The organism is Candidatus Colwellia aromaticivorans, assembly GCF_003333305.1.
GTDB lineage: Bacteria > Pseudomonadota > Gammaproteobacteria > Enterobacterales > Alteromonadaceae > Colwellia > Colwellia aromaticivorans.
Genome location: NZ_QOLD01000090.1, coordinates 35,614 through 48,889, shown reverse-complemented (window position 1 = coordinate 48,889; position 13,276 = coordinate 35,614). Strand labels below are relative to the sequence as shown.

At 37.1% G+C, this 13,276-nt stretch carries 11 protein-coding genes and 2 pseudogenes; 9 read left to right on the top strand and 4 right to left on the bottom strand.

From position 1 onward, the window contains the following. Positions 1-127 precede the first annotated feature (127 nt). Positions 128-397 (bottom strand): annotated as a pseudogene (locus DWA31_RS14720) (hypothetical protein); the annotation flags it as partial. 335 nt (positions 398-732) lie between these two features. Here DWA31_RS14720 and DWA31_RS14715 point away from each other — a divergent pair. The 8 genes from DWA31_RS14715 to DWA31_RS14680 all read left to right on the top strand — a co-directional run bounded on the left by DWA31_RS14715 (position 733) and on the right by DWA31_RS14680 (position 10,133). Further along, a complete protein-coding gene (locus DWA31_RS14715) occupies positions 733-1,551 on the top strand; it encodes an ABC transporter ATP-binding protein (protein WP_114327334.1) in 819 nt (272 codons plus the stop codon). Continuing rightward, complete coding sequence (locus DWA31_RS14710; RefSeq protein WP_114327333.1) at positions 1,551-3,524, top strand: long-chain fatty acid--CoA ligase; 1,974 nt, start codon at positions 1,551-1,553, stop codon at positions 3,522-3,524. Before DWA31_RS14715 ends, DWA31_RS14710 begins: the two co-directional genes overlap by 1 nt. Next, positions 3,521-4,414: a branched-chain amino acid ABC transporter permease gene (locus DWA31_RS14705; protein ID WP_114327332.1), complete on the top strand. Its 894-nt coding sequence runs from the start codon at positions 3,521-3,523 to the stop codon at positions 4,412-4,414. Before DWA31_RS14710 ends, DWA31_RS14705 begins: the two co-directional genes overlap by 4 nt. A gap of 42 nt (positions 4,415-4,456) precedes the next feature. Beyond that, a complete protein-coding gene (locus DWA31_RS14700; protein WP_114327331.1) occupies positions 4,457-5,530 on the top strand; it encodes a branched-chain amino acid ABC transporter permease in 1,074 nt (357 codons plus the stop codon). A gap of 237 nt (positions 5,531-5,767) precedes the next feature. Further along, on the top strand, positions 5,768-7,015 hold the full coding sequence (locus tag DWA31_RS14695; RefSeq protein ID WP_114327336.1) for an ABC transporter substrate-binding protein: 1,248 nt from the start codon (positions 5,768-5,770) through the stop codon (positions 7,013-7,015). Positions 7,016-7,261: 246 nt separating this feature from the next. Then, positions 7,262-8,083: an ABC transporter ATP-binding protein gene (locus DWA31_RS14690; RefSeq protein WP_114327330.1), complete on the top strand. Its 822-nt coding sequence runs from the start codon at positions 7,262-7,264 to the stop codon at positions 8,081-8,083. A gap of 205 nt (positions 8,084-8,288) precedes the next feature. Further along, entirely contained in the window at positions 8,289-9,539 is a 1,251-nt protein-coding gene (locus tag DWA31_RS14685) for a phenylacetate--CoA ligase family protein (RefSeq protein ID WP_114327329.1), read from the top strand. A 96-nt stretch (positions 9,540-9,635) separates the two neighbouring features. After that, on the top strand, positions 9,636-10,133 hold the full coding sequence (locus tag DWA31_RS14680; RefSeq protein WP_114327328.1) for a PaaI family thioesterase: 498 nt from the start codon (positions 9,636-9,638) through the stop codon (positions 10,131-10,133). 22 nt (positions 10,134-10,155) lie between these two features. On the opposite strand, the gene rlmF is transcribed toward DWA31_RS14680, so the two are convergent. Beyond that, positions 10,156-11,085, bottom strand: a complete 930-nt coding sequence (rlmF, locus tag DWA31_RS14675) for a 23S rRNA (adenine(1618)-N(6))-methyltransferase RlmF (protein WP_114327327.1) — start codon at positions 11,083-11,085, stop codon at positions 10,156-10,158. Next, positions 11,085-11,561: a DUF2947 domain-containing protein gene (locus DWA31_RS14670; protein WP_114327326.1), complete on the bottom strand. Its 477-nt coding sequence runs from the start codon at positions 11,559-11,561 to the stop codon at positions 11,085-11,087. Before DWA31_RS14670 ends, rlmF begins: the two co-directional genes overlap by 1 nt. Positions 11,562-12,338: 777 nt before the next feature. Here DWA31_RS14670 and DWA31_RS14665 point away from each other — a divergent pair. Continuing rightward, on the top strand, positions 12,339-12,743 hold the full coding sequence (locus DWA31_RS14665; protein ID WP_114327325.1) for a hypothetical protein: 405 nt from the start codon (positions 12,339-12,341) through the stop codon (positions 12,741-12,743). Between the two features lie 40 nt (positions 12,744-12,783). On the opposite strand, the pseudogene DWA31_RS14660 reads toward DWA31_RS14665, so the two are convergent. Beyond that, positions 12,784-13,154, bottom strand: a pseudogene (locus tag DWA31_RS14660) (integrase arm-type DNA-binding domain-containing protein); the annotation flags it as partial. Positions 13,155-13,276 lie beyond the last annotated feature (122 nt).

Genomic DNA, 13,276 nt, shown 5'->3' with positions numbered 1-13,276 from the left:
TTGTTGCTTTACAAGATTTTTCCACTCACCGGAAGTTTTACGACTCATACATTGCTCCTTTTATTAGTTGGAGCAAGTCTAGGGTTAATGTTTAACTTAGGATATGTGCATTTGGCTAGACGTTCACTATTATCCGCTGAATAAATGGCCAAGCGAAAACAAATAGCAATATAGGCGCTAAATATACAGAGATATAAGTAAAAGAATTATTAGCTGCTTGCGCTGTGGTGCCTAAAAACCCCCATGAAGTGCAGTAAACGCCTAAAGATAACGCGTAAATAATAGTTTGTTGTTTTGTTTTTAGCTTATTTCGGTATTTACCGCCTAAATAAGCAATAAGAAATAACAAGCCAATATAGCCAATACTAACGCTAACTAATAACCAATTTGCAAACATAAAACTCTCAAAATACACCCGTCTATTAGTAAATTTACCACATTTTTTTAGTAAAAAACCTATCTATTTCTACTACTTAATCATTAGTACTTGCCTTGTTTTTTTACCTAAGACTAAAGGACTAAGCTCTAGGTGCTAAGCCTTATTTCCGATTGTTACATTTTTGTACTAGCTTAGTATAACTAGGCAAACACTAGTTTGATAGTTAGAAAATATGAAACTAGAAGTTAAAATAAAAATACATACAACAAGGGTGTACCAATGTTTAACAATAAGTTTAAAAAATTATTACTTGCATCATCTATAACATTATTTATCAATTTGGGAGTGTGAGTATGACTGATTCAATACTCAAAGTAGAAAATATCTCATTAGCGTTTGGTGGTGTAAAAGCATTAACCGACGTTAGCTTTGAAGTACCCCGTGGCTCTGTTTTTTCCATTATAGGTCCTAACGGTGCAGGTAAAACCTCCATGCTTAACTGTGTTTCTGGACGGTATCAACCAAATTCTGGAAACGTAATTTTCAATGACAAAATTGTCACTAATTTACGTCCAAATGACCGAGCAGATCTTGGAATGGGACGAACGTTTCAAAATTTAGCCTTATTTGGTCACATGTCGGTTTTAGACAACATAATGGTTGGCCGTCATCACTTATTGAAAAACAACTGGTTAACAGGGCCTTTATATTGGGCATCACCAGCGCAAAAAGAAGAACTTGCTCACCGTCGTTATTGTGAAGAAATTATCGACTTTTTAGAAATTTCTCATATCAGAAAATCTGTTGCTGGCACCCTGTCTTATGGTTTACGTAAGCGAGTTGAGCTAGCACGTGCAATGGCATTAAAACCCAAATTAATTCTTCTTGATGAGCCTATGGCAGGTATGAATCTAGAAGAAAAAGAAGATATGGCTCGTTATATCCTCGATTTAAATGAAGAATTTGGCATTACTGTTGTCATGATTGAGCATGATATGAGCGTAGTGATGGACATTTCACACCAAGTGATGGTGCTTGATTTTGGTAAGAAGCTAATGTCAGGCTTACCTGATGAAGTGATGGCTGATCCACATGTTAAACGTGCTTATCTTGGTATCGAAGACGATGAAGAAGAAGCCGCTAATACCGTTGAAGAAAGGGAGGCTAGCTAATGTCTAACTTACAAGTAGCAGCAACAGAAGATTATGAAATGGGGGAGTTAGATACTTTTCCAAAAATACTGAGGCATAACGCAAAAAGTTGGCCAAATGATATTGCCATGCGTGAAAAAGAGTTTGGTATTTGGAACGAATTTAACTGGCAAGATTATAGTGATCGCGTTAAGTGGATATCACTAGCCTTAAGAAAATTAGGTGTTAATCCGAAAGATGCTATCGCCTTATTAGGTGATAACAGACCAGAATGGGTTTGGGGTGAAATAGCGGCACATTCTATGGGCTGTTACTCAATCGGTATTTTCCAAGATTCTTTACATGAAGAAGTGGTTTACTTACTTAATAAAAGTAATGCGACTGTCGTTATTGCAGAAGACGAAGAGCAGTGCGATAAATTGCTTGAGTTAGGTGATGAAATTGACGATGTGAAAATCATTGTTTATTGTGATCCACGTGGTATGCGCAAATATGATGATAAACGCTTAATCAGCATTGAAGATATATATAAGCAAGGGCAAGAAATAGATAAGATGTCGCCTGAGTTATATGACACCTATGTTGATGCGACTGATGCGGATGAAACTGCTCTTTACTGTACAACTTCAGGTACAACCTCAAAACCTAAAATAGCCTTTTTACGTGGTGGTAATTTTGTTAAGCACTGCAGTTCATATTTACGTGCTGACCCTCGCCAGCCAGGTGATAACTATGTATCTGTATTGCCACTTCCATGGATTATGGAACAAGTATATGCTGTTGGCCAAGCCTTAATTTCTCGTCAAATCGTCAACTTTGTTGAAGGGCAAGAAACACTGATGGCCGATTTGCGTGAAATTGGACCAAATTTTGTTTTACTTGCACCTCGAGTTTGGGAGGGTATTTTAGCCGACGTTAAAGCCCGTATGATGGATTCAACGCCACTTAAACAAAAATTATTTAATTATGCCTTTGCACTATCTGAAAAAGCACAATTAGAGGGAAAACGTTCATGGTTTGCCGATCTTATATTAATGAATGCCTTAAAAGATAGATTAGGTTTCACTAATTTGAATTCAGCGGCAACGGGTGGTGCGGCAATGGGACCTGATACCTTTAGATTCTTCCAAACTATTGGTGTTCCGCTACGTCAGCTTTATGGTCAAACTGAGCTATGTGGTGCTTACACAGTTCACAAAGAAAATGATGTTGATTACGACAGTGTTGGTGTCGCTTTTGATACCGCCGAAGTAAAAGTTATCAATGCAGATAAAGAAGGTGTTGGTGAGGTTATTGCTAGAACCGTTGGCATGTTTACCGGTTATTTAGATAACCAAAAAGCCTATGACGAAGATGTTATTGATGGCTGGATGCATACTGGTGATGCGGGGTATTTCAAACCGTCAGGGCACTTGGTAATTATTGACCGAATCAAAGATTTAGCTAAAACCAGCAATGGTGTGCAGTACTCACCACAATATATTGAAAATAAATTGAAGTTCTCATCATTTATCGGTGAAGCGGTTATCTTGGGTAAAGATATGCCTTACTTGAGTGCCATTATTTGTATTCGCTTCTCTATTGTATCTAAGTGGGCAGAACAACAAGGTTTAGGTTTTACTAACTACACTAGTCTTTCAGCTTTACCTGAGGTTTATGACAAGCTTAGTGAAGAAGTAGAAAAAGTTAACGCGACATTACCTGACGCACAAAAAATCAATAAGTTTATCTTGCTTTATAAAGAGCTAGATGCAGATGACGGTGAATTAACGCGTACGCGTAAAGTACGACGCACGGTTATTGCAGATAAATATGGTGACATCATTGAGTCTATTTATGACAACAAAGAGATGGTTGATATTGATACAGTGATTACTTTCCAAGATGGTGGTAGTTCACGTATTCAAACGACACTTAAAGTTGCGACAGTAATTGAAAATGATGGCAGTGCAGTGTCATCAAAAACTAGTCAAACTCAGAGGAAAGCATCATGAATTTTGAACTCTTAACTCAATTAATCGTCAATGGCCTTATTGTTGGCTTGTTGTACGGTGTAATTGGTATGTGTTTTGTGTTGGTTTATAAATCAACACAAATTGTTAACTTCGCCCAAGGTGAGTTTTTACTTATTGGTGCCTGGGTCTGTTGGGCTTCATTGATTTACTTAGAGTTACCATTTTTTCTAGGATTTTTATTATCACTGGTATTTATGGCAGGCTTTGGTGTGCTGTTACAAATGATAGTACTGCGTCCTATGATTGGTGAGCCGATTATTTCGGTAATCATGGTAACTATCGGGCTGTCTATTTTCTTTCAATCGTTAATGAAATGGATATTTGGTGTTTCACCGCAAAGTTACCCGAAAGTATTTGATACTGAGTCGATTAGCATCTTGGGATTGAATGTAGAAATGGCGTACTTAATGAGTACGGTTATAGCGTTAATTATCATGGTCGCGTTCTTTTTATTCTTTAAACATTCTAAGCATGGCTTAGCGATGAGAGCTACTGCTTTTGATCAACAAGCGTCTCAAAGTCTAGGTGTGTCTGTAAAGCATGTTTTTGCGATGAGTTGGGGTATTGCAGCAACAGTTTCTGCTACCGCAGGGATAGTGCTTGGTATGGTTAATGGTGTTTCAGATTCACTTTCTATTATGGGTATCAAAGTATTCCCAGCCGTTATTTTAGGCGGGTTAGACTCAATTGTTGGTGCAATTGTTGGTGGTCTCATCATCGGTGTATTAGAAAACGTAGCTGAGTTTTTTGATAGTCAATATTTACATATTGGTAATATGTACGATATAGCCCCATTTTATGTGTTGTTAATTATTCTTTGGTTCAAACCTTACGGTTTATTTGGTACCCAAGACATTGAGCGTATATAGCGCTATTTAACTGACAAAACGAACAATTATTAGGAGTGATTTATGTCTAGTTTAAGTATGCGCCCGTGTGGAGATTTCCGCACTAGCTATAAACAAGATAATACAATTTTTGAAACGAAAACCATCCGTTGGGTGACTATTTTTACCATTATAGCATTGTGCTTTGCACCGTTAGTTGTTGATGGTTACTTTATTACCTTATTAATTCAAATATCCTATTTGGGCATTGCTGCCTTAGGTTTGAATATTTTAGTGGGCTACACTGGGCAGATATCGCTAGGGCATGGTGCTTTCTTTGGCTTTGGCGCGTTTGCCTCGGCTTGGTTGAACATAAGCTTTGAAATTCCTGTGTTTATTTGCATTCCTTTAGCGGGTTTCTTAACCATGGGTGTTGGCATGATGTTTGGTGCGCCAGCCGCTAGAATCAAAGGCTTATACTTAGCTATCGCGACGCTTGCCTCGCAATTTATTATTGAAGATTTCTTTGCCCGTGCAGAGTGGTTTTCTGGTGGTGCAGCAGGTTCAATGGCCGACCCAGTAAACTTATTTGGCTTTGCTTTTGATACCGATGAAAGCTTTTACTATATAGCATTATTCGCACTAGTATTTATGTTTATCTGGGGCTGTAATTTAATGCGTAGTCGTGATGGACGTGCCTTTGTTGCTGTACGTGACCATTACTTATCGGCTGAAATTATGGGCGTAAAGTTAAACAAATATCGTTTACTTTCATTTGGTATATCTTCTTTTTATGCGGGTATTGGTGGTGCGCTATATGCCCATTACTTAGGTTATGTATCTGCGGAAGGTTTTACTATTATGATGTCTATCCAATTCTTAGCGATGATCATTATTGGTGGTTTAGGCTCGATAAAAGGTACTTTGATGGGAGTCATCTTTATGGTGTTCTTACCTGAGGTATTAGAAAGTGGTGTTGGTTTAATGAAAATGACAGATTGGGGCAACATTCCAATGGTTATTGATGGTTTAGCTTACATCAAAGAAATGGCTATTGGCTTAGTAATAATCGGATTTTTAATTTTTGAACCTGAAGGTTTAGCACATCGTTGGACACAAATTAAAAATTACTGGAAATTCTACCCATTTGCTTACTAATTGTTTAATTTAAACACGAGTAAGTTCTGGATGATATACCCAAGCCACCTCAAAATGAGATGGTTTGGGTATCAAGCGCAGTTAGGTTGATGGGGACGTTAATTAAGCTAACTGCGTGAAGCAAAAATGTAACAAAAGAAAATATAAAAATAACACTTACCTTCTTTACTTATACCAATAGGTAAAGAGGTAAAAATAACTAAAAAACAAGTTGAGGAAATTCACATGAGAAAAGTTATGAATAAAAAATTATTAGTAAGTTCAATTGCTGCCAGTATCGCACTAAGTGCTACCAGCCAAGTGCAAGCACAAGATTCTGTTTTTGTTGGCCATTTAGCTGATATGTCAGGTCCAACTGCCTTCGTAGGTAAAGCCTATGCTAATGGCGTTCGTGATTCACTTGCTTATATCAATGCTCATGGTGGTATTGGTGGTACTAAACTTGAGTCTGAAACAATTGATTATGGTTATAAAGTACCGCAAGCCATTGCTGCCTATAAAAAATGGAAATCTCGTAAGGGCATGGTAGCAATGCAAGGTTGGGGTACAGCGGATACTGAAGCGTTAATCTCGTTTGTTGCCCGTGATAAAACACCAGTTTTCTCTGCGTCTTATTCAGGGCATTTAACCGATCCTACTGGTAAAAATCCTCATACGAAGAAGCCAGCACCTTATAACTTCTTTTATGGCGCTTCCTATTCAGATGCTTGTCGTGGTTTAGTGCAATGGGCGGCTGGAGACTTTAAAAGCAAAGGCGGTAAAGGAAAACCAAAATTTACCCATATAGGTGCAAACCATCCTTTCCCAAATGCGCCTAAAGCTGCTTGTGCAGAATATGCTGAAGAGCTTGGTTTTGATGTTTTACCACCAGTTGTTGTTTCTATGAAACCAGGTGATTTTAAAGCGCAATGTTTAAGCATTAAAAGCTCTGGTTCAAACTACGGCTATGTTGCTAACATCGGTGGCTCAGTACTGTCGTTAATTAAATCTTGTAAAACGGTTGGTGTTGACATTCAATTGATGTCAAGTATTTGGGGTGGCGATAAAAATGTATTTAATGCTGCGGGCGATGGTATCAAAAATTACGTATTCCCAACAATGACACCATTTTGGGGTGACGATGTATCAGGTATGAAGCTTGTACGTGAAATTTCAAAAATGTCAGATCATGAAGGTAAAGAAGAACGCGTTCATCACTACATGCGTGGCGTATGTTCAACATACTTCATGAAAGAAGCAATGGAATGGGCTAAAGACAACGGTGGCATCACCGGTGAAAACATTAAAAAAGGCATGTATGTTAATAAAAACTGGGTACCTAAAGGCCTAGATGGTGTTTGTTTAGCTGCTAATTGGACCAATGATGATCACCGTGGTATCAACCAAGTAAATATCTATAATGGTAACTTTGTTGGCGATAGCGTTAAAGTTAATAAAGTAACAACAGTTACATTGGATCGTCGTGATGATTGGTTAGGTTATTAATCCTCGTCATACTTGACACAGCAGCGGCATTGTCGTCGTTGCTGCATCAATTATTTAGAGGACTTGTAAGTATTCACCATACCTAGATTCACGTCATTCCAGTTGTGTCTTAAGCTGGAATCTCATTGTTTTAAAACTCTAGACTCCCGATTAAAACACCTCGGGAGTGACGATAGGGGAATAATCACAAGGGTTTTTGCTTAATTTTATATTAGGCAAATATAAAATTTTCAACGGAGTATACATATGTCACAGGCGGCAGCAAAAATTCAAACGGCTACACCAATGTTATCAGTTAACAACATTGAAGTAGTTTACGACGAAGTTATTCAAGTACTTCGAGGGGTGACATTAGACGTACCAGAAGGAGATGTTGTAACGTTACTTGGACCAAATGGTGCGGGAAAATCAACAACACTGAAAGCGATTTCAGGCTTACTTAAAAGTGAATATGGCGAAGTGACTAAAGGTGACATTCACTTTATGGGCGAACGTATTGACAAGAAAAATGGAGAAGACATTGTACGTAGTGGCCTGATTCAGGTGATGGAAGGTCGTCGAATTATCGAAGACATGACGTCAATCGAAAACCTAAAGCTCGGTGCTTATACGCGTAATGATTCACAAATAAATCAAGATCTTGAAATGGTTTTTGATTATTTCCCTCGATTAAAAGAGCGTACAGGTCTAGCTGGTTATTTATCAGGTGGTGAGCAACAGATGCTAGCCATAGGTAGAGCATTAATGGCTCGTCCTAAGATGATTTGTTTAGATGAACCATCGATGGGTTTATCACCATTACTCGTTAAAGAAGTATTTGGTATTATTAAAAAGATCAATCAAGATCAAGGTATTACCATGTTGTTGGTTGAGCAAAATGCTAACTATGCAATAAGAGCTGCTGACTATGGGTACATTATGGAGTCAGGTAAAGTTGTACTTGATGGTACTCAAGAGCAATTGCTTAGTAATGAAGATGTAAAAGAGTTTTATTTAGGTGGTGGCAACGAAGAACGTAAAAGCTTTAAAAACTTAAAGTCTTATAAAAGACGTAAACGTTGGTTATAACCTATGTACATTCCAGCTTATTGCCATTTCACTCGATTTTGTTGTCGAAAGTGCTCACTTACATCCGTAAGCTCCGCGCTATCTCCTAAAAATCGAACGAACTGGCTGCTTTCTGAAAGTACATGAAAAACGATATAAAAAAAGCATTAAAAATTAACGTTATCATATTTAGAAATGATCATATTTGAAAAATTATCGAGTTACCATGAAACAATATTTTTACGAAAGAGAATGTCAAAATCCTGAGTTACGTGAGCAGTCACTATTAGAGCGTTTACCTGCTTTTATCACCTATGCGAAGCAAGAATGTCAGCATTATAGTGAAACACTAGAGCATATTGATGCTGAAAAAATTACTAGTCGTGAATTGTTAGCGCAATTACCTATTACCCGAAAATCTGACTTGATGGATATTCAAAGCAAAAACTCTCCTTTAGGTGGTTTAAGTGCTAAAACGGCTAACTTAGGTCGAATTTTTCAATCTCCTGGACCTATCTATGATCCTGAAAACACAAGTGATGATTGGTGGCGTGTGGGGCAAGCTTTCTATGCTGCCGGCTTTAGAAAAGGTGATTTAGTACAAAACACTTTGTCATACCATTTAACCCCTGGTGGTTTTATTCTTGACTCTGGCGCTAGAGCTTGTGGTTGTATTGTTATTCCTGCAGGTCCGGGACAAACAGAACAACAGCTTGATGTTATTGAGCATTTAAAACCACAGGGTTATTGCGGTACACCATCATTTTTAAAAATACTACTTGATAAAGCCAATAAAAATCAGCGTGATATATCTAGTGTTGGTAAAGCATTAGTAACAGGAGAAGCATTACCTGAAGCATTAAGAGCTGAATTTACCGCTGCAGGTATTGATACGTTACAAGCTTATGCAAGTGCTGATGTTGGACTAATTGGTTTTGAGTCAATCGTAGGTGACGGTTTAATTATTGCAGAAGACCTACTCGTAGAAATAGTACGTCCGGGCAGTCTAGAGCCAGTTGAAGCAGGTGAAGTTGGCGAAGTTGTTGTGACTAGTTTTAATGTCGACTATCCATTGATTCGATTCGCTACAGGAGACTTGTCAGCAGTAAAACCTGATTTGAGTGCTTGTGGTCGCACTAATATGCGAATTAAAGGTTGGCTAGGTCGTGCGGATCAAACGACTAAAATTAAGGGTATGTTTGTTCATGTTGGGCAAATAGAGCAAGTTCGCAAAGAGTATCAACAAATAGCTAAAATGCGCTTATCGGTTACTAAAATAAATCATAATGACCAAATGAATTTGCAATGTGAGTTAGATACTAAGGCGTACTCTGACGCTGATATCGCTAGTGCAATTAACAATATTAGCGCAAGCTTGCAAAAAACGACCAAACTAAGTGGTACGGTTGAATTGGTTGCAGTAGGCACTTTAGCTGATGATGGTAAAGTGATTGATGACTTACGACCTATTGGCTAAGTTAATTTTATCAAATTAGCCTTAGTATTACCCTAACCACATCAGCATAGGCGAATTTATTCCCTATGCTACTCATTAATATAAATAAGGATTTTTATGAAGAACGAAGCTTTTCAAGATCATTATCCAGAAGAAATAAGTCATTGCTACGGATGTGGTAAAAACAATCCTGACGGTCACCAATTAAAAAGTTACTGGCAACACATTGATGAGAAAAATATAAGCGACAGCATTACTGTAGCTCGCTGTATACCAGATAAAAAATATACGGCTATTCCAGGTTTTGTTTATGGCGGCATGATCGCATCATTAATTGATTGTCATGGTACGGGTAGTGCCTCAGCTATGGCTTACCTTGCTCAGGGGCGTGAATTAGGTAGCTTACCGCCAATGCGTTTTGTTACCGGAGCCCTTAATGTGAGTTTTTTAGCGCCAACACCTCAAGGAGTTGAGTTAACGTTAGTTGGTAAGTTTAGTGAAGTAAAAGACCGTAAAATTATTGTTGATATAACGTTATCTGCTAATGATGTTATTTGCGCTAAAGGTCAGGTGATTGCAGTGCTTATGCCTGATAGTATGATACCAAAAACTTAGTTTATACCGAAGTAGCTTAGTTTTATTTTTCTGCAGAAAAACTCCAAGCAATGAAACGACTAATTTTTTGTCCTTGCGCCATTTTTACTACGTTAATCTTGGCTGCATTGGCTTTTTTTAAGCTCAATTTAATTGCCGAAAGATGATCTTTTTTCGACACTAAGCAGGTAAACCACAATACTTGCTCTCGGTACTGTTTACTTTCTTTTATCATCTGGCGTATAAAGCTCACTTCGCCGCCTTGACACCATAGTTCGCCTTTTTGGCCGCCAAAATTTAAAGTGTTATTTTGCCTATTACTACTGTTACTATCTTTGCTAAGGTTCTGCCACTTTCTCAATGTCCCTTTAGTCGCATCCGCTAAAGATTTATGAAAGGGTGGATTGCACATTGTCAGATGATAATATTCATTAGGCTGGATTATGCCATCAAAAATATGAGTACTATTCTGTTGTAATCGACATGTGATCTGTTTTGCTAAACCTTTATTTGATTTTACATTAGCATTCGCGGCTTTTATTGATATAGGATCAATATCTGAAGCAACAAAATGCCAACCTTGTGTACGTGCACCTAAAATTGGGTATATACAACTAGCGCCAGTACCAATATCTAATACTGAAATCTTATTGGCGTTATCGGATATTGACTCTTTTAATAAATCAGCAAGGTAGTGAATGTAATCTATTCTACCTGGAATTGGTGGACACAAATATCCCGCAGGAAAGTCCCAATGTTCAATATGATAATATTTTTTGAGTAAAGCAAAATTTAATGCTTTAACTGCGTTGGTATCACTAAAATTGATTGTTGCTTGTTGATTGAACTTATTACTAATAATAAAAGATGATAATGGTGGGTAGCTCTGCGTTAAAGCACTGAAATCATAACCACGACGGTGAAGGTTATTCTTATGAAGGGAGTCTTTTATAATCGCTTTTTTAGCATTCATTAGCTTGGTTTATTACCTACTTTGAAGCTGCCATTACTGTTAAACTGCACGCTTTCTTTACGCTTTTTACCTATAAGGATGCAACCATCATCCATAAATAAAAAGTTTTTCCAACAACGTTTAAAAACCGCCCAAGTAGTTTCGATAACGTTATCTCTATTTGAACAATAATACACAACAGTATTATTGTCCCATGCAATAGAGGTAGTAATTAACTCAGGTAAATTTTCTTCATTACTATCCCAAATACCTTCCCATTTACCTTGCTCTTGCCAATTACTATTATCAAATGGCCAGTCACCTTTTTTAAAAAAATCAGGATGATCAACTTGACGACTTATAAAGGTATCCCATAAAACATTAGCGCGCTCTTTTGCCATGGGTTTAATTTTGGTTAAATCTGTATCACTAATGGGTAAACTTTTATGCTTGAAGATCCAAGCATTTTTTAATTTTTCTAGTGGCGTATAACTCATTAGCTAGGCTCTGTTTTTATTTTGACGGTACAGCTTAATTATACTGGGCTGAATATAAATTAATAGATCTTCTATTAGAGAAGTACTTATGTTTGGATAACTATTTTTTTGATACAAAAAAAGCCACCCGTAGGTAGCTTTTTTCTAATTTGCCTGCTGGACTCGACTCTGAAATATATATTATTGATAAGTAACACCTTTTTTATTATTTTTTTATTGGTACTACTTCGGGTACTACAAAAAAAATAAAATCACTTTATTTTTTGAGCGATTTTAGTTGTCTTGAAATGTTTACAAAATGAATTATATCACCTTTAAAATCTTATTATTGCTCTTTTCGTTATTTTGACATTCAGATATATGAATAACCTAATTACACTGAGCGGTCAATAATTTCAGCTCACAAGCCAAAATAAGACTGGTTCTTGCTCTAGATATTCAATTACTATAAAATGGACACAAAGGAACTTACTACTTCTGGATTTAGTTTATACTCCAAAACTGTCTAATGAAATCTGGGAAATTCAACTTTTATTGTATCTATTCACCATACCTAGTATTCCCGTCATTCCAGTTGTGTCTTTGCCTACAGGACGTAGGTATTTAGCTTTGGTCTGGAACTACAAAGCTGAAGCTGGAATCTCAGTGTTTAAAATTCTAGACTCCCGATTTAAAGACCTAGGGAGTGACGATAGGTGAATAGTTACCTTTTATTTATATATATAATTTCAATTTCAATTTCATATCAATTTCATATCAATTTTTAAAGGACTTTCGATGAAAAAACATTTATTAGCAATTATCGCAACGAGCGTATTAATCTCAAACACAGTAAGTGCGACAGTAAAAGTAGGTCTTGGTTTTGATCAAGGATTTGGTGTAACTGCGCAGTTTAACGATATTAATGCTTTTATCGGTGATGATGGTATTGCTGGCGATTACATTTTTAAGAGAGGGTCTTTTGGTGAAGATGTTCCTCTAAATTGGTATGTTGGTGGTGGTGCTTTTGTCGGTTGGGATAATGGCTTTGGGGTTCGTGTACCGTTAGGTTTGAACATGGCCTTTAATTCTAAATGGGATGGATATTTTCAAGTATATCCTGAATTAGATTTTGACCATGGCAATAATAGCGATACAAAATTTAGTGCTGATCTTAGCATTGGTGTTCGTTACCGCTTTTAACCCCTGAACACTTAGTAACAGTGTTTTTATAAAACACTGTTAAGTGGTTTTCAAACTTGCGCCATAAGCTTTTGGCGGTGTTTTCGGCAATGGTTGTTTTTTTATGGCGAACCAACTTTCGGCAACAGATTTTAATGTATTAGTAGCGGCAAGTACTTGCTCACGATGTTTATCGTCTTTGTGTTCTTTAGGATTGATGTCTTTGGCTAAAAGCTCTCTTGCGGCTACATGTTTTTTTCTAGCTTCAGCTAATGAAACTTCAGGATAAGCACCTAAGCCTAACGCGGTACGCTTTTTGGTGAAAGGTTTGAAGTAGTCCAGTAACCACGATTTAGTACCATTAGGCTTAACTCTTAACTGTAAGCCACCACCATCACTCTGTTTTTTGATGAATTTAAGCTGTTTTGTAATGTTTACAAAATAAAGGTTTTAGGCTAAAAAGTGAACATAAATATTAATATTTTTCTCCTCGCTATAATATAACAGTCTATTCTGAGGTCATTTTTGGATTTAGGAGATGGTCTTTAAAGTGA

What these genes read in the sequence shown, in the direction of transcription:
- DWA31_RS14715 (WP_114327334.1), top strand. Translation starts at nt 733, where the DNA reads ATGACTGATTCAATACTCAAAGTAGAAAATATCTCATTAGCGTTTGGT.
- DWA31_RS14710 (WP_114327333.1), top strand. Translation starts at nt 1,551, where the DNA reads ATGTCTAACTTACAAGTAGCAGCAACAGAAGATTATGAAATGGGGGAG.
- DWA31_RS14705 (WP_114327332.1), top strand. Translation starts at nt 3,521, where the DNA reads ATGAATTTTGAACTCTTAACTCAATTAATCGTCAATGGCCTTATTGTT.
- DWA31_RS14700 (WP_114327331.1), top strand. Translation starts at nt 4,457, where the DNA reads ATGTCTAGTTTAAGTATGCGCCCGTGTGGAGATTTCCGCACTAGCTAT.
- DWA31_RS14695 (WP_114327336.1), top strand. Translation starts at nt 5,768, where the DNA reads ATGAATAAAAAATTATTAGTAAGTTCAATTGCTGCCAGTATCGCACTA.
- DWA31_RS14690 (WP_114327330.1), top strand. Translation starts at nt 7,262, where the DNA reads ATGTCACAGGCGGCAGCAAAAATTCAAACGGCTACACCAATGTTATCA.
- DWA31_RS14685 (WP_114327329.1), top strand. Translation starts at nt 8,289, where the DNA reads ATGAAACAATATTTTTACGAAAGAGAATGTCAAAATCCTGAGTTACGT.
- DWA31_RS14680 (WP_114327328.1), top strand. Translation starts at nt 9,636, where the DNA reads ATGAAGAACGAAGCTTTTCAAGATCATTATCCAGAAGAAATAAGTCAT.
- rlmF (WP_114327327.1), bottom strand. Translation starts at nt 11,085, where the DNA reads ATGAATGCTAAAAAAGCGATTATAAAAGACTCCCTTCATAAGAATAAC.
- DWA31_RS14670 (WP_114327326.1), bottom strand. Translation starts at nt 11,561, where the DNA reads ATGAGTTATACGCCACTAGAAAAATTAAAAAATGCTTGGATCTTCAAG.
- DWA31_RS14665 (WP_114327325.1), top strand. Translation starts at nt 12,339, where the DNA reads ATGAAAAAACATTTATTAGCAATTATCGCAACGAGCGTATTAATCTCA.